At 64.1% G+C, this 25,331-nt stretch carries 22 protein-coding genes; 14 read left to right on the top strand and 8 right to left on the bottom strand.

Annotated elements, in window-relative coordinates:
* Positions 1-19: 19 nt before the first annotated feature.
* Positions 20-2,287, bottom strand: a complete 2,268-nt coding sequence (locus EVC45_RS00910; protein WP_129956320.1) for a glycoside hydrolase family 3 protein — start codon at positions 2,285-2,287, stop codon at positions 20-22.
* A 224-nt stretch (positions 2,288-2,511) separates the two neighbouring features.
* Here EVC45_RS00910 and EVC45_RS00905 point away from each other — a divergent pair, with 224 nt between their 5' ends.
* Positions 2,512-3,531 carry an AraC family transcriptional regulator gene (locus EVC45_RS00905; RefSeq protein ID WP_168991375.1) on the top strand — a complete coding sequence of 340 codons (1,020 nt, stop codon included), beginning with the start codon at positions 2,512-2,514 and terminating at the stop codon, positions 3,529-3,531.
* A gap of 7 nt (positions 3,532-3,538) precedes the next feature.
* Positions 3,539-4,150, top strand: coding sequence for a hypothetical protein (locus EVC45_RS00900; RefSeq protein WP_168991379.1), 612 nt, complete (start codon positions 3,539-3,541; stop codon positions 4,148-4,150).
* A gap of 102 nt (positions 4,151-4,252) precedes the next feature.
* On the opposite strand, the gene EVC45_RS00895 is transcribed toward EVC45_RS00900, so the two are convergent.
* Both EVC45_RS00895 and EVC45_RS00890 read right to left on the bottom strand, forming a co-directional pair.
* Entirely contained in the window at positions 4,253-5,611 is a 1,359-nt protein-coding gene (locus EVC45_RS00895; RefSeq protein WP_129956161.1) for an epoxide hydrolase family protein, read from the bottom strand.
* A 293-nt stretch (positions 5,612-5,904) separates the two neighbouring features.
* Positions 5,905-6,840, bottom strand: coding sequence for a LysR family transcriptional regulator (locus EVC45_RS00890; protein ID WP_129956160.1), 936 nt, complete (start codon positions 6,838-6,840; stop codon positions 5,905-5,907).
* A gap of 185 nt (positions 6,841-7,025) precedes the next feature.
* Between EVC45_RS00890 and EVC45_RS00885 the strand changes: the two genes are divergently transcribed.
* The 3 genes from EVC45_RS00885 (at position 7,026) to EVC45_RS00875 (ending at position 10,474) form a co-directional block, all read left to right on the top strand.
* Positions 7,026-8,315, top strand: a complete 1,290-nt coding sequence (locus EVC45_RS00885; protein WP_129956159.1) for an MFS transporter — start codon at positions 7,026-7,028, stop codon at positions 8,313-8,315.
* Positions 8,316-8,389: 74 nt separating this feature from the next.
* Entirely contained in the window at positions 8,390-9,925 is a 1,536-nt protein-coding gene (locus EVC45_RS00880) for a M81 family metallopeptidase (RefSeq protein WP_129956158.1), read from the top strand.
* Positions 9,926-10,141: 216 nt separating this feature from the next.
* Positions 10,142-10,474, top strand: coding sequence for a DUF4148 domain-containing protein (locus EVC45_RS00875; protein WP_129956157.1), 333 nt, complete (start codon positions 10,142-10,144; stop codon positions 10,472-10,474).
* A 99-nt stretch (positions 10,475-10,573) separates the two neighbouring features.
* Here EVC45_RS00875 and EVC45_RS00870 read toward each other — a convergent pair whose 3' ends face one another.
* Together EVC45_RS00870 and EVC45_RS00865 are read right to left on the bottom strand one after the other, a co-directional pair.
* Entirely contained in the window at positions 10,574-11,317 is a 744-nt protein-coding gene (locus tag EVC45_RS00870; RefSeq protein ID WP_129956156.1) for a hypothetical protein, read from the bottom strand.
* Between the two features lie 145 nt (positions 11,318-11,462).
* Positions 11,463-11,939, bottom strand: coding sequence for an Lrp/AsnC family transcriptional regulator (locus tag EVC45_RS00865; protein ID WP_129956155.1), 477 nt, complete (start codon positions 11,937-11,939; stop codon positions 11,463-11,465).
* 234 nt (positions 11,940-12,173) lie between these two features.
* On the opposite strand from EVC45_RS00865, the gene EVC45_RS00860 reads away from it, so the two are divergent.
* The 5 genes from EVC45_RS00860 (at position 12,174) to EVC45_RS00840 (ending at position 17,620) form a co-directional block, all read left to right on the top strand.
* A complete protein-coding gene (locus tag EVC45_RS00860) occupies positions 12,174-13,412 on the top strand; it encodes an amino acid aminotransferase (RefSeq protein ID WP_129956154.1) in 1,239 nt (412 codons plus the stop codon).
* Positions 13,405-13,800 (top strand): RidA family protein, encoded by a 396-nt coding sequence (locus EVC45_RS00855; RefSeq protein WP_129956153.1) that lies wholly within the window; start codon positions 13,405-13,407, stop codon positions 13,798-13,800. Before EVC45_RS00860 ends, EVC45_RS00855 begins: the two co-directional genes overlap by 8 nt.
* A 76-nt stretch (positions 13,801-13,876) precedes the next feature.
* The gene (locus tag EVC45_RS00850) at positions 13,877-14,965 is read left to right on the top strand and encodes a porin (RefSeq protein ID WP_129956152.1); all 1,089 of its coding nucleotides are present in this window, start codon (positions 13,877-13,879) and stop codon (positions 14,963-14,965) included.
* Positions 14,966-15,064: 99 nt separating this feature from the next.
* On the top strand, positions 15,065-16,504 hold the full coding sequence (locus tag EVC45_RS00845; protein WP_129956151.1) for an amino acid permease: 1,440 nt from the start codon (positions 15,065-15,067) through the stop codon (positions 16,502-16,504).
* Positions 16,505-17,017: 513 nt separating this feature from the next.
* A complete protein-coding gene (locus EVC45_RS00840) occupies positions 17,018-17,620 on the top strand; it encodes a hypothetical protein (protein ID WP_129956150.1) in 603 nt (200 codons plus the stop codon).
* An 82-nt stretch (positions 17,621-17,702) separates the two neighbouring features.
* Here the strand turns inward: EVC45_RS00840 and EVC45_RS00835 are convergent, their stop codons facing one another.
* Positions 17,703-19,013 (bottom strand): MFS transporter, encoded by a 1,311-nt coding sequence (locus EVC45_RS00835; protein ID WP_129956149.1) that lies wholly within the window; start codon positions 19,011-19,013, stop codon positions 17,703-17,705.
* A 176-nt stretch (positions 19,014-19,189) separates the two neighbouring features.
* Positions 19,190-20,284, bottom strand: a complete 1,095-nt coding sequence (locus tag EVC45_RS00830) for a tartrate dehydrogenase (protein WP_129956148.1) — start codon at positions 20,282-20,284, stop codon at positions 19,190-19,192.
* Between the two features lie 124 nt (positions 20,285-20,408).
* Here EVC45_RS00830 and EVC45_RS00825 point away from each other — a divergent pair, with 124 nt between their 5' ends.
* From EVC45_RS00825 to EVC45_RS00810, 4 genes are all read left to right on the top strand, one after another.
* Positions 20,409-21,335 carry a LysR substrate-binding domain-containing protein gene (locus EVC45_RS00825; protein WP_129956147.1) on the top strand — a complete coding sequence of 309 codons (927 nt, stop codon included), beginning with the start codon at positions 20,409-20,411 and terminating at the stop codon, positions 21,333-21,335.
* A 145-nt stretch (positions 21,336-21,480) separates the two neighbouring features.
* Positions 21,481-22,779 (top strand): TAXI family TRAP transporter solute-binding subunit, encoded by a 1,299-nt coding sequence (locus EVC45_RS00820; RefSeq protein WP_129956146.1) that lies wholly within the window; start codon positions 21,481-21,483, stop codon positions 22,777-22,779.
* Between the two features lie 239 nt (positions 22,780-23,018).
* Positions 23,019-23,222, top strand: a complete 204-nt coding sequence (locus EVC45_RS00815) for a DUF3562 domain-containing protein (protein WP_129956145.1) — start codon at positions 23,019-23,021, stop codon at positions 23,220-23,222.
* 142 nt (positions 23,223-23,364) lie between these two features.
* Positions 23,365-23,826, top strand: a complete 462-nt coding sequence (locus EVC45_RS00810; RefSeq protein ID WP_129956144.1) for a GNAT family N-acetyltransferase — start codon at positions 23,365-23,367, stop codon at positions 23,824-23,826.
* 97 nt (positions 23,827-23,923) lie between these two features.
* Here EVC45_RS00810 and EVC45_RS00805 read toward each other — a convergent pair whose 3' ends face one another.
* Positions 23,924-25,327: an MFS transporter gene (locus EVC45_RS00805; protein ID WP_129956143.1), complete on the bottom strand. Its 1,404-nt coding sequence runs from the start codon at positions 25,325-25,327 to the stop codon at positions 23,924-23,926.
* Between the last annotated feature and the right edge of the window lie 4 nt (positions 25,328-25,331).

The following is a 25,331-nucleotide window of genomic DNA, read 5'->3' as shown; positions in this document are numbered from 1 at the left end:
CAGTCCAACACCTCAGCGCTCAATGCCCCGCGATCGTCACCGATGCCGTCAACGCATTCGGATCGCGCGAAGAAGCCCCCGCGATCATCTGATAGACGCCGCCGTTGAGCTTCCACACGTGGTTGGTCGCGTCCCATGTAGACAGCAGCTTCGGCGCAATCGATACGCTGACCTGCTGCGACTGCCCCGCCTGCAGCGCGACCTTTTGCCAGCCGACCAGACGCTTCGGCGGTTCGCCCAGACCGCTCGGCAACGCGGCATATACTTCGGCGATCTCCGCGCCGGCGCGCGCGCCCGTATTCTTGACGGTAAAGCTGACGGTCACGTTGCCGCTCGCATCCACTTGCGCGTTCAGACCCGAGTAGCTGTAGCTCGTATAGGACAGCCCATAACCGAACGGAAACAGCGGCGCGATCTGCTTGCCGTCATACCAGCGATAACCCATGAAGAGCCCTTCGCCGTAAGTGACGGTGGTATCGGTGGCGGAGATCGTCGGCTGCGGAAGATCCGCGTCCTGCATCGGGAACGTGATCGGCAATTTGCCGGACGGGTTCACCGCGCCGAACAGCAGATCGGCAATCGCCTCGCCGCCCTGCACGCCCGGATACCACGCTTCGAGCACGCCGTGCACGTTGCCGAGCCACGGCATCAGAACCGGACTGCCGTTTTCGAGCACGACGATCACGCGCTTGGCTTGCGCCGCGACCGCGGTGATCAGCGCGTTCTGATCGTAGGTCTGGTTATAGCTGTCGGTCGCATTGCTCGGCAGGCTCAGGCTCGGCAGATCCGCGCCCTCGCTTTCCCATTGCGTCGCGAACACGATCGCCACGTCCGCCTTCGCGGCGGCACTCGCCGCGGCTGTCGCGTTGGTGCCGTCGACGAACGTCACGCTCGCATTCGGCGCCTTCGCCTGGATCGCGGCGAGCGGCGCCGACTTGTACCACGTCGCGCAGGTGCTCAGGAGCGGCGACGGCGACACGCATCCGGACACCGCGTTGCCCGCGGCCGCCGGCACGGCGCCCGAGCCGCCGCCCGACAGCACGCCCACATCCGCGTGACCGCCGATCACCACGATCGACGACAGCCCCGCCGCGTTCAACGGCAGCACCGGTTGCGAATCGCCGCTTGCCACCGCGTTCTTCAGCAGCACCGACGATTGCTGCGCGACCTGCAATGCGAGCGCATTGCCCGCGGTTTGATCGACCGTGCCGCCGGTGGTGGGCGGCGAATCGAACACGCCATAGCGGATCATCGTGCGAAGCTTGCGCTGAACCATGTCGTTGAGTCGCGACATCGGCACGCTGCCGGCGTTGACCGCGCTCGTCAGCGCGGTGTTGAAATACGACGTCAGCGTGAAGCCCGGAATCGACGGTCCGCCGCCGAGATCGCCGGGCTCTTCTTCGTCGAGGCCGGCCATCGCCGAGGCCACCGTGCTATGCGTGGCGGTCCAATCCGACTGCACCACGCCCTTGAAGCCCCACTCGTTCTTCAGCACGGTGGTCAGCAGATACGGGTTCTCGCACGCATACACGCCGTTCACCATGTTGTACGAACACATCACGTTGCCGGGCGTGCCCTGCGTGACGCCGATTTCGAACGCGAGCAGTTCGGTCTCGCGCATCGTGCGTTCGTCGACGACCGAGTTGCTGGTCATGCGGTTCGTTTCCTGATCGTTCATCGCGTAGTGCTTGATCGTCGCGATGACGTTCTGCGCCTGCGTGCCGATCGTGCGCGCGGCGCTCAGCGTGCCGGTCAGCACCGGGTCTTCGCCCATGTACTCGAAGGTGCGGCCGTTGCGCGGCTCGCGCGTCAGATTGACGCCGCCGCCGAGACCTTCGCCATAGCCGAGCACGCGCAGCTCTGTCGCGATACGCGCGCCGTATTCGTTCGCGAGCGTCGGGTCCCAGCTTGCCGCAAGCGCCACCGGCGCGGGCAGCGCCGTCGCGTTCGAGTTGGCCACATTGACGCCGCCGGCCGAGTCCGCCATGGCGAGACCCGGAATGCCGAGCCGCGCGACGCCGGGAATGTAGCCGGCTCCGTTGACGCCGGCCGGATACGGACCGCCGAGTCCCGCATTGGGGATGCCCACGCCGTGCACGAGCTGGATCTTTTCGGCGGTCGTCAGCTGCTGGACGAGCGCGGCGGCACGCGCATCGGCGCGCGCGTCGGGATCGGCCGGCAACGGCGGATCGCTGACGCCATTGCCATTGCCGCAAGCGGCGAGTACTACCGCGACACCGCAGGCGATCGCGCTTGCGGCAAAGGGTATCGTCAACTTCCTTCTCATCATCTCGCTCCGTCTCGTCGTTGTCGGTAATGTGATTTGCATTGCATAACGTCGTATCGACGCGCTACCGGCACGCGGCGCGTCCTGTTACGCTTAGCGCTCACGGAAATGCGGCGTAAGAAATTCTAGGGATGCGCCCGAAACGCGCTTGACCGATGGGTGCAGCACTTGACCGACGAAGAGTCAGGAAAACCCGCAGACAGGTTTCGACCGGAGGAGGCACAGTGGATTTGCGTCAGAAGTCCGTATCAGCGCGCATCTATCGAGGATTGCTCGACGCGGCGGAGCGAGAGGGTCTGGATCGCACGAAAGTGGCTCACGATATCGGCATCGACGAGGCCGACATCGCCACGGCGGATGCGCGAGTTCCCGGCGACAAACACGTCGCGATGCTCCAGCTTGCGGAAAGCTGTCTGATGCGCGGAGCGCCCGAGGGCGACCTGCTCGATGGTCTGTTGTATTTTCCGGAGTTGGCCGGCGTGCTCTGCAACAGTCCGACGCTGCGCGACGCGTTGCGCAATTACGTCACGTATCGCGACCTGATCGGCAATGTCGACTGGCTCGTGATGCACGAGCATGACGATGAAGTCGCATTCGAATACGTGACGGAAGGCGAAGGGCGCAACGCATCGAGCGCGCTCGGCAATTTCGCGCTGATTGCGAGTGTGGCGAAGCTCTACGACGCACGACTGCGCGTGCGCGACGCGGGCATCACGGATGCGCGGACCGGCGCGATCGCGGCGCTGGGTGGACCGTTGGGCGTGCGCGTTCAACTCGGTCAGGCGTGCAATCGGATGGTGTTGGAATCGTCGGCGCTGGATCGCGCGTTCGAGGTCTACAACGCGCCGCTTTCGAAGATTCACCTGCATGCCGCGCATGGCATCCTGCAACGGATTCGCGAGCAGGGTCGCTTTTCTCCGACGGTCGAGCGATGTCTGCGCGACGTGCTGCGCGAGCACGGGGATGCGATCGAGCCGAAGAGCCTGCAGACGATCGTCTGCGAGCGGCTGTCGCTGACGCGCTGGACCTTGCAACGCAAGCTCGCGGCGGAGCGCAAAACCTTCAGCGCGGTGCTGACGCAAACGCGTATCGACGAAGCGCGCACGCTGCTCGCGCATACGCCGATGTCGATCAGCGAGATCAGCGAACGGGTCGGCTTTGCATCGACGACCGCGTTTACGCGGTTTTTTACGCGTGCGTGTGGGGCGCCGCCGGCGCGGTATCGGGGGCAGTGCCGGGTGTGATCTTCCTATGCTGAGCATCGATCAGAACATGACTCGACTGTTCGGCGTGATGGGGTCGATCGTCTCGCTAGTCGCGTTTCTGCCTTATGGACTTGCGATCTGGCGCGGCACCGTACGTCCTCATCTGTTCACGTGGTTGATCTGGTCGGTCGTCACGGCGATTGCGGCCGCCGGACAGTTCGTCGCCGGCGCGGGTCCTTCGGCGTGGTGTACCGCGGCGATCGCGGCCACCTGCTTCTTCGTTCTCGTGGCGAGCGTCTTTCGGGGTGAACGGCAGCGGACCACTTTTGATTGGCTTTGCCTTGCCGCTGCCTTGTCGGCTATTCCGCTCTGGATACTCACCAACGATCCGGCTCTGTCGATCTGTCTTGTGACGCTGATCGAACTCGTCGGCCTTGCGCCGACGATTCGCAAGACGGTCCGTGATCCGTGGAGCGAGAGTCTTTTGTACTTTGCGCTATGTGTTCTCAAATACGCGCTCGCGATTCTTGCGCTGCCGAAATGGAGTGTGGCCGTGGCGTTTTATCCGGCGGTGAATATCGTGGCGTCCGGTGGCGTGTGTTTGTTGATGGTGGTGCGAAGGCGGCAGGTGGACCGGTATTCCGAGCGGTCGCGGTAAATCGCCCAGATGTTCAATCTGGCCCACTCGCATTGCCACATTCCATCATTGGCAACAACGTGCCGGCCACTACGTCCCGGCATGCCTGGAACTTCGATCGGCTTACTGCTGACGCAGCGGCCTCAACCCCGCGCGCACTTCCTCGGCGAACAGCTGCGGCTGTTCCCACGCCGCGAAGTGGCCGCCCTTGTCGAGACGGTTGTAGTAGATGAGGTGGTGATATGCGCGCTCCGTCCAGCTGCGCGGAGCCTGATAGTTCTCGCGCGGGAATACGCTGACCGCCGCCGGCACTGATACATCGGCGGCGGCGAGAAAGTTGAAATGCGATTCCCAATAGAAGCGCCCTGCCGACACGCCGGTATTCGTCAGCCAGTAGAGCGTGATGTCGTCGAGAAGGTCGTCGCGTGTCATCGCCCCCGCCGACTCACCGTTGACGGTACGCCCATACCCGGCGGAGGTCAGCGCCGCCGCTGGCTGAACGTAGCCGTCGCCGTGATCGAGCAGCCAGGCGGCAAGTGCGATCGGCGAATCGGAGAGCCCATAAAGCGTCTGCGGGCGCGTGCCCATTTCGAGCGCATAGGCGCGCCGCTTTTTTGCCGCGCTACTCAATTGCTCGTAGGCATGCTTCTCGTCGTCGGAGAGATTGGCGGGCGTGGGATCGCCGTCCTGCAGCGCCTTCGCGATTTCCGGCGGGATCGTGGCCGGAAAATTCACATGGATGCCGAGCAGCTCAGGCGGCGCCTGCTTGCCCATCACGTTCGCGACCACACCGCCGAGGTCGCCGCCTTGCGCCGCGAACTTGTCGTAGCCGAGGCGCTTCATCAGCACGACCCATGCGCGCGCTGTTCGTTCGGGGCCCCAGCCCAGATCCGTAGGTCTGCCCGAGAAGCCGTAGCCGGGTAGCGACGGAATGACGAGATGGAAGGCGTCCGAAGCGCGTGCACCATAAGCCGTGGGGTTGGTCAGCGGATCGATGATCTTGAACTGCTCGATCACGGAGCCGGGCCAGCCGTGCGTGACGATGAGCGGCATCGCATCCTGGTGCTTCGAGCGCACGTGAATGAAGTGGATATCGAGTCCGTCTATTTCGGTCACAAAATTCGGCAGTGCATTCAGGCGCGCCTCGCACTTGCGCCAGTCGTAATCGGTCGACCAGTGGCGCGCCAGCTCCTGCATCATCGCGAGCGGCACGCCTTGGGAGTCGTCATCGACGGTCTCCTTGTCAGGCCAGCGCGTCGCCTTGATGCGGCGACGCAGGTCCACGAGCTGCGCTTCGGGAACGTGCACGCGCAGTGGACGAATCGCGGTCTTGTCGCCGTCCGCCGCCTGCTTAACATCGGTAATGGCTTGCGAAGTTTGCGCGAACGCCAGTTGGCTCAGCGAAGCTGCTGCCAGGGCAGCGGCGCTAGCGCCTACGAAACGGCGGCGCGACGAAGATGCGAGAAGAAGGTCGTCAGACATATGGGCTCCGATTGCGTGGCATTCGTGGCAGAGCGCACCTGCATGCTTCGCCACTCCAGGACGAACGGGCGTCTTGCCCGGTAGGCGTATTGAAACGTCCTGGTGTACCCCAAATGTGTCGGGCGAGCCGCCTTCTTGTATGCGCATGTTTCCGCGTGCACCGCAGATACGTGGCGATACAAAACTCGCGCGCGACCGCGACCGGGAAAACGGCGCGCGCCTCTACCGTCGTGGCGCGCCTGCGCGGCAGTGGCTCGACGCCGGCTTTGGCCGCTGCTCATGCGGCCTTCGCATCATTCAGCCGGTTCACCTTCGCCCGCCGCCCCAAACATCGTCATGCGCTGCAAGATCCAAGCGAGCAGTTCATGCGCCGCCGCAACCAGCGGCCGCCCGGATTTCACGAGTACGCGCGCTTTCGTGCCCTGAAACAGCGCATGGTCGATCGGCACGGTCACCAGTTCCCCAGCCCCAATCTCGCGCGAGGCCGCGAACTCGCCGATTAGCGTCGCAAAGTTTTCATCGGCGACAAAACGCTTGAGCGCCGTCAGGGAATTGGTGGTGAGCGTCGCGCGAATCTCGACGTGTTCGACGAACGCCAGCATCGTCGCGAGATGTCCGATGCCAAAGGTGCTCGGCATCAGCGCCAGCGGCCACGCGAGCAGGTCGTCGATCGTGGCGGGCGTGCCGCGCCGCGCGAGCGGATGATCGCGGCGCACCAGCAGCACCACGGGCTGCGCGGAACTCGCGCGATATTCGATGCGCGGGTGCGGCGGCGGATTGAATGCGAGCCCGATATGCGCGCGGCTTTCCGCCACTGCGTCCAGCACGTCGTCGACCGGCAGCACCGTCAGGCCGATATCGACCTTCGGGTATTGCACGCAGAACGGCGTGAGGACCTCGGCAATCAGCGCATCCACATAACCCTCGCTGATGGCCAGGTCGACGCGGCCTTGCTGCAACCCGCGCAACGCGTGCAGCTGGTCCTCGAACTTCTCCTGCTGCGCGCGATAGCCGCGCCAGAATTCCAGCAGATGGTCCGCCGCCTCGGTGGGTTTGACGCCACGCGCCTGGCGCTCGAACAGTTGCACGCCCAGTTCGTCTTCGAGCAGCTTGATCTGCCGCGTGATGACCGACGGCGACGTGTTGAGGCTGTCCGCCGCGCCGCGAATCGTGCCGTGCGCGAGCACCTCGTGGAAATAGCGCAACCGCTGCTGATTGATTTCGCGCATCGCAACCCCCGCTTGCCTGAATGACCGTTGCCCTGAGAGGAACGATATGTGAACTTTGTTGCTCTTGCTAGCGAGAATTGCCCTGGTCAGGATGGTGTTGCGCACGAAGCGCGTCACACATCAATTGCATGCGACCCGAGCAGGCGCCCAGGCGCCGCCCCCGGTCGACACATTCGGAGACAGACATGGCGGCCATTCTTCCCACCGCGCGAAGCGGCGACGCTTCGGCGCTCTATAGCAGGATCAACACACGTTTGCTGCCGTTCCTTCTGCTCTGCTATCTGTTTGCTTACCTCGATCGCGTGAACGTCGGGTTCGCCAAGCTGCAGATGCAGACCGATCTCGGCTTCTCCGATGCCGCTTACGGTGTGGGCGCGGGCATCTTCTTCATCGGTTATGTGCTGTTCGAGCTGCCGAGCAATCTGCTGCTGCCGCGCATCGGCGCGCGCAAGACCTTCGGCCGCATTCTGGTGCTTTGGGGCATCACATCGGCCTGCATGCTGTTCGTGCGCAGCGTGCCGGCGTTCTACGCGATGCGCTTCCTGCTGGGCGTGTTCGAGGCGGGCTTCGCGCCGGGCATGATCTTCTATCTGTCGCGCTGGTATGGCCCTTCGCGCATGGCGCGCGCGATTGCGATGGTGTTTCTGGCCGGCCCGATCGGCGGGATTGTCGGCGGACCGGTTTCGGCGGCGATCATGAGCACGCTGGCGGGCAAGGCGGGGCTCGCCGGCTGGCAATGGATGTTTCTCGTGGAAGGCCTGCCGTGCATCGTGCTCGGCATTGCGACCTTTCTCTATCTGCCCGACCGCCCGGCGGACGCGTCGTGGCTCAGCGACGCCGACAGGCGCCAACTGGAGGCCGAGGTCGGCGTGGCCGCGGCGCATGCCACTTCGTTTCGCAACGTGCTGCGCGATCGCAAGATCTATGTGCTGGCGTTCGCCTACTTCTGCATCATCGCCTCGATCTACGCGATCAGCTTCTGGCTGCCCGCGATCCTGAAGGCTCAGGGCGTGAGCAACCTGATCACGCTCGGCTGGTACACGTCGATTCCATACGTGGCGGCGGCCGTCGGCATGCTCTATATGGGCCGGCGTTCGGACCGCTTCGGCGAGCGGCGCCTGCACTTCGCGGCGCCTGCCGCCGCCGCCGCGTTGCTGCTCGCGGCATGCGCGGCCGCCGGCACTCATCTCGCGCTGACGCTGACGCTGCTCACGCTCGTGACGATGGCGCTGTGGATGGCCTATACGGTGTTCTGGGCGATTCCGCCCGAGTACGTCAAGGGGCCGGCGGCCGCGGGCGGTATCGCGCTCATCAACACCATCGGACTTTCTGGCGGCTTCTGGGGGCCCGCGGCGATCGGCTGGATCAAGACCGCGGCCGGCAGCCTGCAACCGGCGCTGCTCGCGCTCGCTGGCGTGTCGCTGCTCGCCGCACTGCTGATCCTACCGCTCAGGCTCGCCACCACGAAGCCCTAACGGTGTGCCGCGCTTTCGAGGCGCGACACCCAATCCATTCGATTAGTCATCCTTTATCAACGAGGTAACCGGAAATGAAGATTCTCATCGCGGGCTTCCAGCACGAAACCAACACGTTCGCTCCGACCAAAGCAAGCTGGCAGAGCTTCGTTCAGGGCGAGGGCTTTCCGCCGCTCGCCCGCGGCGACGGCGTGCTTGCGCTGCGCGACGTCAACGTGCCGGCCGGCGGCTTCATTCAGGCGGTAGAAGCGGCGGGCCATACGCTCGTGCCGGTGATCTGGGCAGGAGCGAGCGCCTCCGCGCACGTGACGGAAGACGCCTATGAGCGGATCGCGGGCGAAATCGTCGATGCCGTGCGGCGCGGCGGGTTCGACGCCATCTATCTCGACCTGCACGGCGCGATGGTCGCCGAGCATCTCGACGACGGCGAAGGCGAACTGCTCGCGCGCGTGCGGGCGATCGTGGGCCGCGACATGCCACTGGTGGTATCGCTCGATCTGCACGCCAACGTGACCGAACAGATGTTCACGCACGCGGATGCCATGGTCGCGTACCGCACCTATCCGCACGTCGACATGGCCGAGACCGGCGCGCGCGCCGCGCAAATCCTGATGCGCGTCACCGAAGAGAAGGGCCGCGGTCTGAAGCGCGTCGTGCGCCGTATTCCGTTCCTGATCCCCGTCAACGGCATGTGCACGCTCGCCGAACCGGCGCACGGCACGTACGAGCGTCTCGCGGCGCTGGAACGCGACGGCGTCGTCTCGCTGTCGTTCGCGCCAGGATTTCCGGCGTCCGATTTCCCCGAATGTGGCGCGGCGGTCTGGGGCTACGGCTTCGACGAGGCCGCCGTGACGGCCGCCGTCGATGCGTTGGCCTCGGCCATCGTCGCGCAGGAGCGCGACTGGGAGGTGCGCTTCCTCGACCCGGACACCGCCGTGCGCGAAGCCATGCGGCTCGCCGAACATGCCACGCAGCCCGTCGTGATCGCCGATACGCAGGACAACCCGGGCGTGGGCGGCGATTCGAACACGATGGGCCTGGTGCGCGCGCTGCTGCGCCACGGCGCGAGCGACGCCGCCGTGGGCCTGATCTGGGACCCGCAAGCGGCCGCAAAGGCGCACGCGGCGGGCCTCGGCGCGACGATCGAGCTCGAACTCGCGGGCGGCTCGGGCGTGCCTGGCGACGCGCCGCTCGCCGGGCGCTTCGTGGTCGAGCATCTCGATCACGGACGGGTGCGCTTCGATGGCCCGATGATGAACGGCATGTGGACCGATATCGGGCCGGTGGCATGCCTGCGCGTCGACGGCGTGAGGATCGCGGTCAGCTCCGTCAAGATGCAGATTTTCGACCGCAATCTCTATCGCGCCGCCGGCATCGACCCCGAACGAATGAAGATTCTCGTCAACAAGAGTTCGGTTCACTATCGCGCCGATTTCGACGCGATAGCCGCCGCCCATCTGGTGGCGAAAGCGCCCGGTCCGATGGCCGCCGACCCCGCCGATCTGCCGTGGCAGCGGCTCGATCCGCGCCTGCGGTTGCGCCCAAACGGCGCGTCGCTGAGCGAGTTGCGCGGCGGTGCCGGGCGCGCGAGCAGTACCGGTGCGGGTTGATTTCGACGAGTTTCGTATCGTTGTGTATCCACCGCGCAAACGGACAAATACCGTTGCAAAAGGCGGGGCTCGTGGAAACAAACGAGATACGTGAGGACGTTCAAATACGCCCAAGCCAGTCGGCGGAATCGCAAAGCCAGGCGGACGTCGACTTGACTGGATGCATGTGCCACGCAAGCGTGGTTCGAACCAACTCATTGCTCTCAGGTGGATACCATGAAACTCATCAAGTCGCTGATCGTCGCCGCTGTCGTCGCTGTCCCCGTCGTTTCGTTCGCGCAGTCCACTGCGGCGCTCACGCGTGCCCAGGTTCGCGCGGAACTGGTCCAACTGGAAAAGGCGGGCTACAACCCGGCTGCGGATTACGTTACGTATCCGCAGAATATCCAGGCCGCCGAGGCCCGCGTGAGCGCACAGAACGGCGCGGCGGCCGCATATGGCGGGTCGGCGAACGGGGCATCGGCGGCCGGAGCCGGCACGGTCAAGGTGTCGGTTCTATCGAAGCAGCAGGACGTTGCCGGTTTCGCCCCGGTCTACGCGCATCATTGATGTGCCGCGAGCGCTGACCCGTGCGGGCGGCGGCAAGACAAGGACGGCCCGCTTCGAGCGGGCCGTCGCACACGCGCGGTCGAGTCGCTTCGCGGGGATTCACCCCGCCGCAAACCTCCCTACCCTCTTCACCTGCCTCGGCAAAACGACGTACATCCCCCACGCGACGACAAGAATCGCGCGAAGCACGTCCGCGGCATGACCCGGCAACGAAATCCCGACGTCGGCAATCACGAGGCTTCCTGGCACCGACCAGACATACGTCGTGAGCCCGAGCAACACCGCGCGCCGGAAGCCGAAACGTTCGGGGCCGGCGAAAGCATGCGCGGCCAATCCGCTGCGCACCATATATCCCGCGATCGGCAGGCTCACCAGCAGGTAGATCACAACTGCCACGATCGCCGGACTTGCCGCGATCACGCCCGACCATACCGGCGAACTTCTCGCGACATCAGGCGAGATCACGTGCTCGGAAAATCTCATCAGCGGCACCGCCGTGCGCGGCATCAAAATGTGAAACGCCAGCACGGCGACGACGAAAAGCAGCGTACTCGCGAGCCACTGACGCCACGCGCACGACCACCACACATACAGGCGTCGCCAGAAACCAATCACGCGCCCGACGCTGAACAATGCACCTCTATCCTTCAGCGCCGCCAAGCACACCAGCACGACGAACAGCACGCCAGCGACAACCAGCGCATCAGAACTCCATATGAACGCGCCCGCATGCTGTCCGCCCGACGCCGCGACGGAAGCCGGCGACGTCGTCGAAAAGTTCTGCAGATGGTGGGCGACGTAGTCAGAAGGATCGAGCGCCTGCGAGGAATCGTGGGTTGCCATCTCGTCTCCGTATGCCGTGAGCTCACAGTGCAAGGTCGTGCATCAGAAACGCGACGGCCACAACAAGCCGTCGCTTCATCACGTTCTTCAGCATAGACGGCACGCGGCGTATTCGTCTTATCTTTTCGCCGCCTTACGAAAGCCCTTAAGCCGACTCATTCACCAGATCCAGCACCGACCCATTCCGTTTCAACGTCGCCATCACGATCGACGAATTCGTCGACATCACACCGGCCGTGCGATGCAGGCGATTCATCACGAAATCGGAGAAGTGATCGAGATTGCGCGCGCGCACCGTCAGCACATAGTTCGACGCGCCCGTCACCACTTGCGCCGACACCACTTCGGGCCATGTCTGCAGCGCCTCGAGGAATTTGTCGTGCCACTCCTCGACATCCGGTCGCATCGACACATGCACGAGCGCCTCGAATTCCACGCCGATGCGCTTCGGCGCAATCACGCACCGATAACCCTCGATAAAGCCCTCCTCCTCGAGCAGTTTCACGCGCCGCAGACAGGCCGACGGCGACAGCGCAACTGCGTTCGCGAGGTCCTGATTGCTGATGCGTCCGTCGTTTTCAAGCTGACGGAGGATGCGCATATCCGTTCGATCTGGCGTCATATTGAAGAATCTGTCGCGTGAGTTGTACGAATTCGCAGACTCTACCATGTTAGAGGCTCTCCAAGCACGATATCTGAAGCACATTTCAATTTGACGTCGATAACATGCCGCCAGAGACGTCGCCATGCAGCCTCACGGCGCAACGGCCCGCAACCGCGCCGCCGCCACCGCCCTCGGATGAAACCGCGCCGCTCGCCCGCACTCCGCAAATCCTCTTCTGGCGTTTTGAAAACCATGTTCGAACACATTCCCGTTTATCCGGGCGATCCGATCCTGTCGCTGTTTCAGGACTTCCAGCGCGATCCCGAAGCCCGCAAAGTCAATCTGAGCATCGGCCTGTACTACGACGAAGCCGGCAAGGTGCCGGTGCTGCCGAGCGTGCGCGGCGCGGCGAGCCGACTCGCCGAACAGGGAACCGCTCACACGTATCTGCCGATGGAAGGCTCGGCCGGCTATTGCCAGGCGCTGCAGCAGCTGATTTTCGGCGCCGACAGCGCGGCGTTGCGCGAGCGGCGCATCGCGACGTTGCAGACCGTCGGCGGCTCGGGCGCGATCCGTCTCGGCGCCGACCTGCTGAAGCGCTATTTCCCGGACAGCGCGATCTGGGTCAGCGATCCGAGCTGGGACAACCAAGGCGTGCTGTTCTCCGCGGCCGGCCTCGAAGTCCATACCTATCCGTATTACGACCCGCTGACCAACGGCATCCGCTTCGACGAGATGATCGCGACGCTATCGGGTCTCGCCGCGGGCAGCATCGTTCTGCTGCAGCCGTGCTGCCACAACCCGACCGGCATCGATCCGTCGCGCGAGCAATGGCTCGCGATCACCGAACTGTGCGCGAAGCGCGGCCTGATTCCGTTCCTCGACATGGCGTACCAGGGCTTCGGCGACGAGCTTGCCGACGACGCCTGGCCGATTCGCGCGATGACCGATGCGGGTCTGTCGCTGTTCGTCAGCAATTCGTTTTCGAAGAACTTCTCGCTGTATGGCGAGCGATGCGGCGGCCTGTCCGTCGTGTGTCCGAACCAGAACGAGGCCGCGCGCGTATTCGGCCAGGCGCAGGCAAACGTGCGCCGCATGTATTCGAGCCCGCCGCTGTATGGCTCGCAGCTGATTTCGACGGTGCTCAACGATGCGGTGCTCGCAACGCAATGGGTAGCGGACGTCGCGGCGATGCGCGAGCGCATCAAGCGCATGCGTGCCGCGCTGAAGACTCGCCTCGACACGTTGGTGCCGGGCATGTCGTTCGACTATCTGGTCACGCAGCGCGGCATGTTCAGCTACACGGGTCTCGCGCCGAACGAAGTCGGCGCGCTGCGCGAGCGCCGCGGCGTTTATCTGCTGCGCTCCGGACGCGCGTGCATGGCTGGTCTGAACGACGCGAATGTCGATTACGTTGCGGACTCGATCGGTGAAGTGCTGAAAGCGCGAGTCAATCGATACCAACCCACCCGAAGGATTTCCAATGCCTGAACTGATCCCCGTGGGTTTGCCCGAACCCAACCAGCCCTTCTCGTGGGCCACCCACGCCAACGGCCTGATGTTCACGGCCCACGGCCCGGTCGACGCGAGCGGCGCGATCGCCGGCGACGGAATCGCCGAGCAGGCGCGTCTGACGTTCGCGAATCTGGCGCAGGCCGTCAGGGCCGCCGGCGCGCGCATGGAGGACGTCGTGCAGGTGCTGATGTACATGGCCGACGCGCGCGAGATGTCGATCATCGACGCCGAGTACCGCAAGGTCTTTCAGGCGCCGTATCCGAATCGCGCCTGCGTCGCCGTGCAAGGCTTCGCGCATCCGGACATGCGTATCGAACTGGTGGCGTACGTGGCGCTCGGCCGGCAGGCCGCGCATTCCATCTGACCGGCTTACCAACCTGCCTAACGAAACAACGCGGCTTGATAGCCACGCATCAAAAGACTGATATAGACACACGATCATGAAAAAGCACATCAACCGGTTTGGGGTACTGACATTACAAACGACGCTCGGTCTCGCGATCACCGGCAGCGCCTTCGCGCAGAGCTCGGTCACGCTGTACGGCATCGTCGATCAAAGCGTCCGCTACACGACGAATGCGAATGCCGATAACGACAGCAGCGTGCAGATGCTCAACGGCGCGATCACCAACAGCCGCTGGGGCATGAAAGGCCAGGAAGATCTCGGCAACGGTCTGTCGGCGATCTTCCGCCTCGAGAACGGCTTCGAGCCGCAGACCGGCAAGATGGACAGCAATCTGCTGTTCGGCCGCTATGCGTATGTCGGTCTGTCCGGCAATTTCGGCACCGTGAAAATGGGCCGCCAGACGACCGAAGGCTTCAACCTGTTCGGCGATCTCGATCCGCTGACGATCGGCAATTACACGGCCAACGGCTGGCCGTATTACCTGACGCAGGGCTACGCGAACAACGTCGTCAGCTACGACAACAACAGCACGATCCCCGGTCTCGACGTCGGCGCGAGCTATGGCTTCGGCGGCCAGGCGGGCAGCATGAGCCAGAACTGGTACTGGGGTCTGCGCTCGTCGTACACGCACGGTCCGTTCACGATCGGCGGCGTGTATCAGCAGACCCGCGACCTCGAAAGCCATTCGCAGCAGATGTGGGGCGCCGCGGCGCGCTACGTGATCGGACCGGCGTCGCTGTTCGTCGGCTATATCGGCGGCAAGGACTCGACGGGTCAAATCGACGGCTATCTGAACGATCCGAGCCGCAACGTCCAGACCGGTTCGTTCGTCGCCAACCCGCGTCGCGACACGATCGGCTATACCGGCATCGTGTATCAGGTCACGCCGGCCGTCACCGTGACGGGCGCGTTCTACTACGACTCGATTCGCGACGTCAACGGCATCGCCGACAACGGCGGCAAGCGCTACACGGGCGTGGTGGTCGCCGAATACGCGCTGTCCAGGAGCACGCAGGTCTACGGCACCGTCGACTACAACAAGGTCTCCGGCGGCGCCGTCTCCGAATTGCCGGGCAACAGCAATCAGACCGGCGTGGCGGCAGGCATACGCCACTTGTTCTAAACGAAGCAATACGTCGTGCCTCGTCCGCGCGGGCAATCGATGGTAAAACATCGGCCCGCGCTGCGCGTCAGGCGTCAAATAAGTTGGAGGAGATATTCGATGAGTTCAGAAGGACAATTTCAGCAAATCGCCGCGCGTGAAGCAGGTCTTCGTCGCACGCTAACGGCCCGGCAGATGTCGATGATCGCGATCGGCGGTGCCATCGGCACCGGGCTCTTTCTCGGCAGCGGCTTCGCGATCGGCTTCGCCGGCCCGAGCGTGCTGATCAGCTATGCGATCGGCGCGCTGATCTCGCTGCTGCTGATGGGCTGCCTTGCGGAGATGACCGTCGCGCATCCGACCTCGGGTTCGTTCGGCGCCTACGCCGAGCACTACATCAGCCCGTGGGCGGGCTTTCTGGTGCGCTACTCGTACTGGGCGTGCATCGTGCTCGCGGTCGGCACCGAGGTCACCGCGATCGCGCTGTATATGAAGTACTGGTTTCCCGCCGTGCCGGGATGGATGTGGATCATCGGCTTCTCGGCGGTACTCGTGCTCGTCAATGCACTGAGCGTCGACGTATTCGGCTCGGTCGAGTACTGGTTCTCGGTCATCAAGGTCACGGCGATCGTCGCGTTCATCGTGATCGGCTCGTATGTGGTGTTCGTGAATCCTTCTCTGGTTGCGGGTGCCGACGGAAGCGCTAACGGATCGGTCGCCGGCTTTCATCACTACTTCGATCACGGCGGGTTCTTTCCGAGGGGCCTCTGGGGCATGTGGGTAGCGGTCATCGTGTCGATCTTCAGCTACCTGAGCATCGAGATGATCGCGGTGGCCGCGGGCGAAGCAGAAGACCCCGAGCGCGCCGTCACGCGCGCGTTCCGCTCGACGGTCGTGCGTCTGGTGCTGTTCTATCTGGTCACGATGGCGCTGATGCTCGCGATCGTGCCTTGGACCGCGGCCGGTCGCGACGAAAGCCCGTTCGTGAAGATGATGCTGGCGGTGCACATGCCGGGCGCGGCGGGCGTGATCAACTTCGTGGTGCTGGTGGCGGCACTGTCGGCGATGAATAGCCAGTTGTACATCACAACGCGCATGATGTTCAGCCTCGCGCGCGCCGGCTACGCGCCGCGCAGCCTCGGCGAAGTCAACGAGCGTGGCGTGCCGTTCAGCGCGCTGCTGCTGTCGACGGCGGGCATCGCGATTGCAACCGTGGTCAGCGTGCTGTATCCGAACGCATCGTTTACGATCATGATGGCCATTGCGATGTTCGGCGCGCTATTCACGTGGATGACGATCTTCGTCACGCACTATTTCTTCCGCCGGCGCCGCGCGGCCAGCGGCGCGCCCGCCGGCAATTTCCGCATGCCGGGTTTTCCGGTGCCGACGCTGCTCGGCGCGGGCCTGATGCTCGCGATCATGATCACGACGTACTTCACGCCCGAGTTCCACATGACGCTGATCTTCGGTGTGCCATTCCTGATCGTGCTGAGCGTGATGTATTTCGCGCGCTACCGGAATCAGGCAGCGGTGTCGCCAGTCGAGCGCGCGCCGCAGTGAGCTTGCCTGGAATCTAAAGCGGCCACTCGCGCCGTCAGTCGGCTTCTCGCCGCCATCGAGTCGTCACGCGCGCTCTTGTGCCGCGCGTGACGACGTTGCACATTAGCCACGCGGAGAACCAGAGAAAACGCCTCGATTCGCGTGGTGCGATCTGAATGTGCCTCCCTTTTGTCCGATATTCATCAGGTCCGCGCAAATAGCGTGGATTACACTGGTTTTCGCCATGCGCCTTTAAAGCGTGGCTGACCCACGAAGTCACCATTGCGCGGACTTTCGTGCATTCCTTCAGCACGTATCCGCCGACACCGGGCGAAGCACGATTGCCCGGTGAAAGCGTTTCGTCATTCACCACTTTGGCCCCCCCTGGTCCTTCAACCGACGGCGACCAGGCATTGCTGCGGCCATTTCAGATCGACTATTTTCGTTTGATTGATTCAGGCCCCGATCCCGGCAGCCGAAGGGCTGTTGCATGCCGCGATTTCATGCGCCTGATTTGCTAACAAGGAGATGAAGATGAAGACCCGGCATATAAGCGTTTGGCCGGCGGTAGCCGTTGCACTTCTGTCGCTAAGCGGCACCGCGCAGGCAGGCGGCAGGGGTGATGGCGATGGTGACGGTGGTGGCGGTGGCCTTTGCTCCAAGGCAACGCTAAAGGGACCCTATGGGTTCATCGGTCACGGAGAGATTCTTGGATTGCTCGATTCGACGAACACGCTGCATCCGTTCACGACCCCGTTGATTTACGATGACGTCGCCCTCGTGACGTTCGACGGGAACGGTGGCTTCAAGCGCACTGACGTCGGGAACATCAACGGCGTGCCGAAAGCCGGCTCGACTACGTTCAATCCGCACCAGACCGGCACCTACACGGTGAACTCCGATTGCACCGGAACGATGTCGGTCCGCTACACCGCCGGAGGACCGGTGGCGGCTGGCGTCGCGACTGACCTGAACATCGTGATCACTTCGGACGGGACGCAGATCGAATCGGTGGTCTATCGGGCGAGTGTCCCGACGGCCTCGTCGACTCCCGACTACAGCTGTCCGATGAATTGCGTGCAAGGTGTGCAGGAACACTTTGAAGGGAAGAAGGTGCTTGTCTACGGGTTCCGGTAGTCGAAGTGCTGACGCATCGGATCGATTTACGGGCGCCGCCGGCATTTCAACCGGCGGCCCGCTCGCCTCATCGATGCTTCGTTCAATGCCCTTGCCGTTCGCGCACCGCGACCGGCGCATGCTTCGTCTGCCGGCTCAGCATCAGCGTCACGACCGCCGACACCGCCAACGTCGCGCCGACCACATAAAGCCCCGCCGTGTACCCGCCCGTCACGTTCTTGAGCCAGCCAATCGCAAACGGCCCGACGAAGCCGCCGAGATTGCCGATCGAGTTGATCATCGCAATCCCCGCCGCGGCCCCGGCACCCGACAGGAACATGCTCGGCATCGCCCACAGCGGCGCCTTCGCAGCGCTGATTCCGACGTTCACGACGACGAGCGCAAGCACGATCATCAATGCGCTGCCCGCATTGCCGGCGAACACGAAGCCGACGCATGCGAGCGCGCACGGAATCACCACGTGCCACGTGCGTTCGTCGGTGCGATCCGAGTTCTTCGCCCACAACACCATCGCGATCACCGCGAGCACGCTCGGCACACCGGCAAGCAGCCCGGTTTCGAACGTGCCGAAACCGTATTGGCGGATGATCAACGGCGCCCACAAGCCGAGCGTATAAAGTCCCGCCGAGGTGCCGAAGTAGATCAGCGCGAGCGCGAGCACACGCGGATCGCGCAACGCGCTGAGCGCGCCGGCCGTGTGGCCCGCATGCGCGTGCCGCGCGTCGGCTTCGAGCTTCAGCTTCGCGATCAGCCAGTCGCGCTCTTCGGGCTGCAGCCATTCGGCTTGCGCGGGCTTGTCGGTCAGATACTTGAGCACGCAGAAGCCGAGGACGATCGCGGGCAACGCTTCCAGTATGTAGAGCAATTGCCAGTCGGCGAGTCCGGCAATGGGCGGCAGCTTCATGATCGCGCCGGAGATCGGCGAGCCGATCGCGGTCGAGATCGGCGCGGCCGCCATGAACCACGCCGCCGCGACCGCGCGCTGGCGCGTCGGAAACCACAGGCTCAGATACAGGATGATGCCGGGAAAGAAGCCCGCTTCCGCGACGCCGAGAATGAAGCGCAGCGCGTAGAAGCTGTTCGGCCCGACGACGAACGCGGATCCGAGCGACACGATCCCCCACGACACCATCACGCGAGCAATCCAGCGACGCGCGCCGACCTTGTGCAGGATCAGGTTCGACGGCACTTCGAACAGAAAATAGCCGATAAAAAAGAGCCCGCCGCCGAGGCCGAACGCGGTCGGCGACAGACCGATCGCCTTGTTCATCGACAACGCGGCGAAGCCCACATTCACGCGATCGAGAAAGCTCACGAAGTACAACAGCATGACGAACGGGATGATCCGCAGCATCAGCTTGCGGGACACCCGGGTTTCGAGTTCCGAACTCATTGTCTCCTCCTGCGGCGCGCGGCAGTAGACCGCGCGCGAGCCTCGCGCCGGCCGACGTTGGGCCGAGCTAGTCGAGTCAAGGTTGGGTGCCGGCCACGTCGTGGCCGGGGCGTAGCGCGCGCCCGAATTGCGCGCGCTTCCCGCTCAGTGCTGGTCAGTTCACGCGAAGCCGACGCTCAAGCCGCGTTCGCCGCGGGCGTCGCCGCCTGCTCGATGAACGCGCATACGGCCGCGGTCACCTGCGCGGTCGTGGCCGTGCCGCCGAGGTCGCGCGTGTGCAGCGCGTTGTTCGCGGTGACCGCTTCGACGGCCTGCATCACGCGCCTCGCCGCATCGAATTCGCCGAGATGTTCGAGCAGCATCACGACCGACCAGAACGTGCCGACCGGATTCGCGAGCCCCTTTCCCATGATGTCGAACGCGGAGCCGTGGATCGGCTCGAACATCGACGGATAGCGGCGCTCCGGATCGATGTTGCCGGTCGGCGCGATGCCGAGGCTGCCCGCCAGCGCGGCCGCGAGGTCGCTGAGAATATCCGCGTGCAGATTGGTGGCGACGATCGTATCGAGCGTCGCGGGACGGTTGACCATGCGCGCAGTCGCCGCGTCGACGAGTTCCTTGTCCCACGTGACGTCCGGAAACTCCTTCGAGATTTCGAGCGCGATCTCGTCCCACATCACCATCGCGTGACGCTGCGCGTTGCTCTTCGTGATTACGGTCAACAGCTTGCGCGGACGCGACTGCGCGAGGCGGAATGCGAAGCGCATGATGCGCTCGACGCCGGCGCGCGTCATCATCGACACATCGGTCGCGGCTTCGATCGGATGGCCCTGGTGCACGCGGCCGCCGACGCCCGAATATTCACCTTCCGAGTTTTCGCGAACGATCACCCAGTTCAGATCTTCGGGCTTGCAGTACTTCAGCGGTGCGTCGATGCCGGGCAGGATGCGCGTCGGGCGCACGTTCGCGTATTGATCGAAACCCTGGCAGATCTTCAGGCGCAGCCCCCACAGCGTGATGTGATCGGGAATGTCCTTGTCGCCAGCCGAGCCGAACAGGATCGCGTCCTTGTTGCGGATCGCGTCGAGCCCGTTCGCCGGCATCATCACGCCGTGCTGGCGATAGTAGTCGCCGCCCCAGTCGAAGTTCTCGAACTCGAACGTGAAGGCGCGCGTGGTCTTCGCGAGCGCGTCGAGCACCTGCGCGCCGGCCGGCACGACCTCCTTGCCGATGCCGTCGCCGGGGATGGTTGCGATGCGATAGGTTTTCATGTCTCCGTCCTGTACTTGGTGAATGGCGTAGGTGCACTCTAGCGCGATCCCTCAGGTAAAAACCGGTGCTAAACTCAAAGCATCTTTAACTTGCATTCACAAATGCGAAGGCGTCGAAAAGACGATGCGCGACACCGTCCAGCCAGCGGATCTGGGCTTTTTCTCGACGCTCGCCGCGAGCGGCAGCTTGAGCGCGGCCGCGCGCGAACTGGGGCTGACGGCTGCCGCCGTCAGCAAGCGCCTCACGCAAATGGAGCAGCGCGCGGGCGCCGCGCTCGTGAACCGCACGACGCGCCGCATGATGCTCACGCCCGAAGGCGAGCTATACCTCGAACGCGCGCGGCGGATTCTCGACGAGATCGACGAGCTGGCCGAATTGCTCGGCTCGGCGAAGCAGACGCCGAAGGGTCTGCTGCGCGTGAACGCGACGCTCGGCTTCGGGCGCAGCCATATCGGCCCGGCGATCTCGCGCTTCGTCGCGCGGTATCCGCAGGTGTCGGTTCAACTGCAGCTGTCGGTCACGCCGCCGCCGCTCACCGACGACAGCTTCGACGTCTGCATCCGCTTCGGCGAGCCGCCCGATACGCGCGTGGTCGCGCGCCGTCTTGCGCCGAACCGGCGTTTGCTGTGCGCGGCGCCGTCGTATCTCGCGGCGCACGGCACGCCGCTCACGGCGCACGATCTGACGCGCCACAACTGCATCGGCATCCGTCAGGGCGACGAAGCCTACGGCGTGTGGCGGCTGAGCTCGGGACGCGGCGCCGCGCGCAAGACCGAGGCGGTGCGCATCAAAGGCACGCTGACCACCAACGACGGCGAGATCGCCGTCAAGTGGGCGCTCGAAGGACACGGCATCCTGATGCGCGCCGAATGGGACATCCGGCAATATCTCGCGGATGGTTCGCTGGTCCAGCTACTGCCCGATCACGACACGCCGAATGCGGATATCTTCGCGGTGTATTCGCCGCGGCATCAGATGTCGAATCGGATCCGCGCGTTCGTCGAGTTCATTGCGCGGGAGTTGGGCAGCGAGGCAGAGGATGTTGCGTAGCGCTGTCGAATAAAGCGCGCCGATATCGTACAGTTGAAGGACCACAAGCCGAGTCCAGCACGTCGCTCGCCGACGGCGGACTGACCATACCCGGGTAACGATGCCGAGACCAGACCCCGCACAGTACCGCAGTCTGAGAACGCCAATGACGCGGCGGCGCCGGCGTCTTCTGCTCGTCGGCGCGATCGTGCTGTTCGCCGCGTTCTGCTGGATGCTCGCGCTCGTGCTCGAGCCCGCGTTCCAGCGCACGATCGTCATCACCTCGGGCGCGCAGGGCGGCATCTATCGCGGCTTCGCCGATCGCTACGCGCCGCTGCTCAAGCGCGAGGGCATCAAGCTCGACATCCGCAGCTCGTCGGGCTCGATCGAAAACTACCAGCGTCTCGCGGACCCGGACAGCGCCTATCAGGTCGGCTTCATCCAGTCGGGCACGACCAGTCCGAAAGACACCGACAATCTGCAAACCATCGCCGCCGTGTCGTACGAGCCGATCTGGGTGTTCTATCGAGGCGATGCGACGATGGACCGGCTATCGCAACTGCGCGGCAAACGCATTTCGATGGGCGTGCCGGGCAGCGGCCTGCTCAACGTATCGCAGGTGCTGCTCGGCTATAGCGGCATCACGAGTCAGAACTCGACGCTGCTGCAGATGGACGCGAACGCCGCCTACCAGGGGCTCGAAAGCGGTCAGGTCGACGCGGCGTTCTTCATCGGCCGGCCCGACGCCGACATGCAGCACACGCTGCTCACCAGCAACCTGAAGCTGATGAGCTTCGCCCAGGCCGATGCGCTGGTGCAGAAATTCCCGTCGCTATCGAAGATCGTGTTGCCGCGCGCATCGACGAGCGTCGCCGACGATCTGCCGCGCAGCGACGTCACGCTGCTCGCGGCCACCGCGCTGCTCGTGTCGAAGGACACGCTGCATCCGGCGCTCGTCTATCTGCTGCTCGACGCGGCGCGCACGGTGCACGGCGGCGAGGACTACTTCACGCCGCTCGGCACGTTCCCGAACCTGAACACCGAAGAATTCCCGATCTCCGACGAAAGCGTGCGCTACTTCAAATCGGGCCGGCCGTTTCTGTATCGCTACCTGCCGTTCTGGCTCGCAAGCCTGATCGAACGGCGGCTGCTGATTCTGGTGCCGTTCCTCGCGCTGCTGATCGGCCTCGCGCAGGCGCTGCCTCGCATGCTCGAAGCGCGTATGAAGAAACGCCTGTTCGTGTGGTATCGCGCGATCAAGGCGCTCGAAGACGAAGTGTGGAAGAACGCCACGCCGTCTCGCACGCAGATCGCCCAATGGCGTGAGGAGATTGAAAGCATCGACGCGAACGCGAGTCAGATCCGCATTCCGTATCGATACTTTCAGGACGTTTACGCATTGAAGCAGGCGATCGGCGTCGTGCGCGACCGGATCGCGCATGTGGCGCAGAAGATGGAGAAGTAGAAACGCCGCTCGCTTACCCAAGCGCGTTTCCCGGGTATTCACCACCGCCGCGCCGGTTGCTTTTCCGCGCGGCCCCACCGCATCGGCGTTTGCCGGGGTGCAAGAAGAAAATCTCTGTGACTTGAGTCGAGCGATAGGGTGATTCAATTGGCGTGCCCGCGCTTCGCATCCTGTAATGGTTTCCTGCCGTCCGCGTACCGTCCGTCCATCCAGCCCGCCGCCCTACCCGGAGAAAGCCCATGTCTCAGCCAGAGCCGAATGTAGACGAAGTAGTCCGAAGCATCGCGGAAGAAACTGGGACGCCGGCCGAAACGGTGTCGCGCATGTACGCCGATACGCTCGCCGAATTCAGGAACGACGCGCGCGTATTCGACTACGTGCCGCTATTCGCCGCGAAGAAGGTCCGCAACGAGCTGCGCCACAAGCAACATCACAAGCACTGACTCGCGGCAGGCGGTGACGCATCCGCTCACCGCTGCGTCGCAGGCGCCGTGGCTCCAGATTTTGCGCAGATAGTGGAGCTAACAATCGCGCTGCAAATTTTCTATGCTGGCGGTTCCACTGCTTTCCCAAGGAGCCGCCCACATGTCCGCCCCGCTGCAGATTCGCGCCGTCAACCGTGACGACTTCGACGCATGGCTGCCGCTATGGGACGCCTACAACGCGTTTTATGGCCGCTCGGGCGATACCGCGCTGCCGCGCGAAATCACGCAAATCACGTGGAATCGCTTTTTCGATGGGTACGAGCCGATGCATGCGTTCGTCGCCGAACGCGCCGGGCAATTGCAAGGCCTCGTGCATTTCCTCTATCACCGTCATACGACGATGGCCGGCCCGATCTGCTATCTGCAGGACCTGTACACGCTCGATAGCGAGCGCGGCAAGGGCGTCGGCCGTGCGCTGATCGAGGCCGTTTATGCGCGGGCAAAAGCCGACGGCGCGCAGCGCGTCTACTGGCAGACGCATGAGACGAATCACACCGCGATGCGGCTTTACGACAAGGTCGCGGACAAGTCCGGCTTCGTGGTTTATCGCAAAGCGCTCTAAAAGCGCGGCGCTTCATCGAGGCCCATCTAAGACAAAAGGCGCACCACCCGGTGCGCCTTGCGTTTCTACTGCTCAAGCGGTCATCACGCAGTACGGGTCAAGCCTCGAGCTGCTCCAGCACCTTGCCCTTGGTTTCGATACCGAGGAAGTGCACGGCCACCGCCGCGACGAACGGCACCGCAGCCAGGATATAGAACGCCACCTCCAGGTTGCCGCCGATCATCGTCTTCGACACGATCGCCGGCGCGAAGATCGCCGCCACCTTCAGCCACGCGCCGCCGACACCGCAGCCCATCGCGCGGATGCTCGTCGGGTACAGCTCCGGCGTGTACACATAGGCCGTGATGAAGCCGCTGGCGAGAAAGCCGAGCGCGAACGCGCAGCAGGTTGCGACCACATACACCGACGAACCGTGCAGCACCCCCGCCATGGCCAGCGACAACGCGCACAGCAGGAACGAGATGTTGATGATCGGCTTGCGACCCACCTTGTCGACCAGCAACGCGCAAGCCAGCGATCCGAGCACGCCGAGCACCGACGCCGCGACGGCCAGGTTCAGCGCGAGTTGCAGCGGTGCATGATAGATCGTGCGGTAGATCGTCGGCAGCCAGGTCGACAGACCGTACTGGATGAAGCCGCAAGTGACCCATAGCATCGCCACGGCGAGCGTGCGCTTCAGATAGGCCGGGCCGAACAGGTCCGCGACACGGCGCTTCGGATGGCGATTGACCATCTCGTCGAACTCCGACGCATGCGCGACCGGCGGCAGCGGCACCTTGGCGGCACGTTCGAACGCGAGCACGGCGGAATCGGCTTCGGCCATCCGGTCGCGCACGGCGAGCCAGCGCGGCGATTCCGGCACGAGCTTGCGCAGCACGAAGAACAGGATCAACGGCATGCCGCCGATGAAGTACATCGCCTGCCAGCCGAAGCGCGGCACGATCCACGCACCGAGCGCGCTCGACGCGAGCAGCCCGATCGGGAACACGGTTTCGTACAGCAGAACGAAGCGTCCGCGGCCGTGCGCGCGGCTGATCTCGTTGATATAGGTCGCGGCCACCGGCAACTCGCCGCCGAGGCCCAGGCCCTGGATGATACGCAGCGCGACGAACACCGCGAAGGTCGGCGCGAAGCCGCACGCGATACTGGTGATGCCGATGATGCCCGAGCTCAGCGCGATCGCCTTCACGCGTCCGCCGCGTTCCGCATACCACGGAAACAGGAACGCGCCGATCAGCTGTCCCACGGAGCCGGAGCCAAGCAGGAAGCCGACGTCCCAAGGAGTCAGATTCCATTTCGCGATCAGCAAGGGCAGCGTCGCCGCGATCGCGATGACGTCGAAGCCGTCAAAGAACGTCGCGAGACCGATCAGTATGCGCGCGCGCACCTGCATCCGGTTCCGCGGCAAGCGCTCCAGACGCGCGATGATCGAGCCTTGCGTCACAGCGCCTGAAACACCGGCGCTGCTGCGGTCTCCTGTAGTGTTTTCGATGGTTCTCATGCCA

Source organism: Paraburkholderia sp. UYCP14C, from assembly GCF_004197395.1.
Lineage (GTDB): Bacteria > Pseudomonadota > Gammaproteobacteria > Burkholderiales > Burkholderiaceae > Paraburkholderia.
Note: the sequence above shows the minus strand (reverse complement) of the source record. Positions and strands in the feature narration are given on the sequence as shown.

Bases quoted from the DNA above. Each gene is read 5' to 3' on its own strand.
- EVC45_RS00895 (WP_129956161.1), bottom strand. From the start codon at position 5,611: ATGTCTGACGACCTTCTTCTCGCATCTTCGTCGCGCCGCCGTTTCGTA.
- EVC45_RS00825 (WP_129956147.1), top strand. From the start codon at position 20,409: ATGCGCGACACCGTCCAGCCAGCGGATCTGGGCTTTTTCTCGACGCTC.
- EVC45_RS00910 (WP_129956320.1), bottom strand. From the start codon at position 2,287: ATGAGAAGGAAGTTGACGATACCCTTTGCCGCAAGCGCGATCGCCTGC.
- EVC45_RS00850 (WP_129956152.1), top strand. From the start codon at position 13,877: ATGAAAAAGCACATCAACCGGTTTGGGGTACTGACATTACAAACGACG.
- EVC45_RS00875 (WP_129956157.1), top strand. From the start codon at position 10,142: ATGAAACTCATCAAGTCGCTGATCGTCGCCGCTGTCGTCGCTGTCCCC.
- EVC45_RS00815 (WP_129956145.1), top strand. From the start codon at position 23,019: ATGTCTCAGCCAGAGCCGAATGTAGACGAAGTAGTCCGAAGCATCGCG.
- EVC45_RS00820 (WP_129956146.1), top strand. From the start codon at position 21,481: ATGACGCGGCGGCGCCGGCGTCTTCTGCTCGTCGGCGCGATCGTGCTG.
- EVC45_RS00860 (WP_129956154.1), top strand. From the start codon at position 12,174: ATGTTCGAACACATTCCCGTTTATCCGGGCGATCCGATCCTGTCGCTG.
- EVC45_RS00840 (WP_129956150.1), top strand. From the start codon at position 17,018: ATGAAGACCCGGCATATAAGCGTTTGGCCGGCGGTAGCCGTTGCACTT.
- EVC45_RS00890 (WP_129956160.1), bottom strand. From the start codon at position 6,840: ATGCGCGAAATCAATCAGCAGCGGTTGCGCTATTTCCACGAGGTGCTC.
- EVC45_RS00835 (WP_129956149.1), bottom strand. From the start codon at position 19,013: ATGAGTTCGGAACTCGAAACCCGGGTGTCCCGCAAGCTGATGCTGCGG.
- EVC45_RS00855 (WP_129956153.1), top strand. From the start codon at position 13,405: ATGCCTGAACTGATCCCCGTGGGTTTGCCCGAACCCAACCAGCCCTTC.
- EVC45_RS00900 (WP_168991379.1), top strand. From the start codon at position 3,539: ATGCTGAGCATCGATCAGAACATGACTCGACTGTTCGGCGTGATGGGG.
- EVC45_RS00885 (WP_129956159.1), top strand. From the start codon at position 7,026: ATGGCGGCCATTCTTCCCACCGCGCGAAGCGGCGACGCTTCGGCGCTC.
- EVC45_RS00870 (WP_129956156.1), bottom strand. From the start codon at position 11,317: ATGGCAACCCACGATTCCTCGCAGGCGCTCGATCCTTCTGACTACGTC.
- EVC45_RS00880 (WP_129956158.1), top strand. From the start codon at position 8,390: ATGAAGATTCTCATCGCGGGCTTCCAGCACGAAACCAACACGTTCGCT.
- EVC45_RS00845 (WP_129956151.1), top strand. From the start codon at position 15,065: ATGAGTTCAGAAGGACAATTTCAGCAAATCGCCGCGCGTGAAGCAGGT.
- EVC45_RS00865 (WP_129956155.1), bottom strand. From the start codon at position 11,939: ATGACGCCAGATCGAACGGATATGCGCATCCTCCGTCAGCTTGAAAAC.
- EVC45_RS00805 (WP_129956143.1), bottom strand. From the start codon at position 25,327: ATGAGAACCATCGAAAACACTACAGGAGACCGCAGCAGCGCCGGTGTT.
- EVC45_RS00810 (WP_129956144.1), top strand. From the start codon at position 23,365: ATGTCCGCCCCGCTGCAGATTCGCGCCGTCAACCGTGACGACTTCGAC.
- EVC45_RS00830 (WP_129956148.1), bottom strand. From the start codon at position 20,284: ATGAAAACCTATCGCATCGCAACCATCCCCGGCGACGGCATCGGCAAG.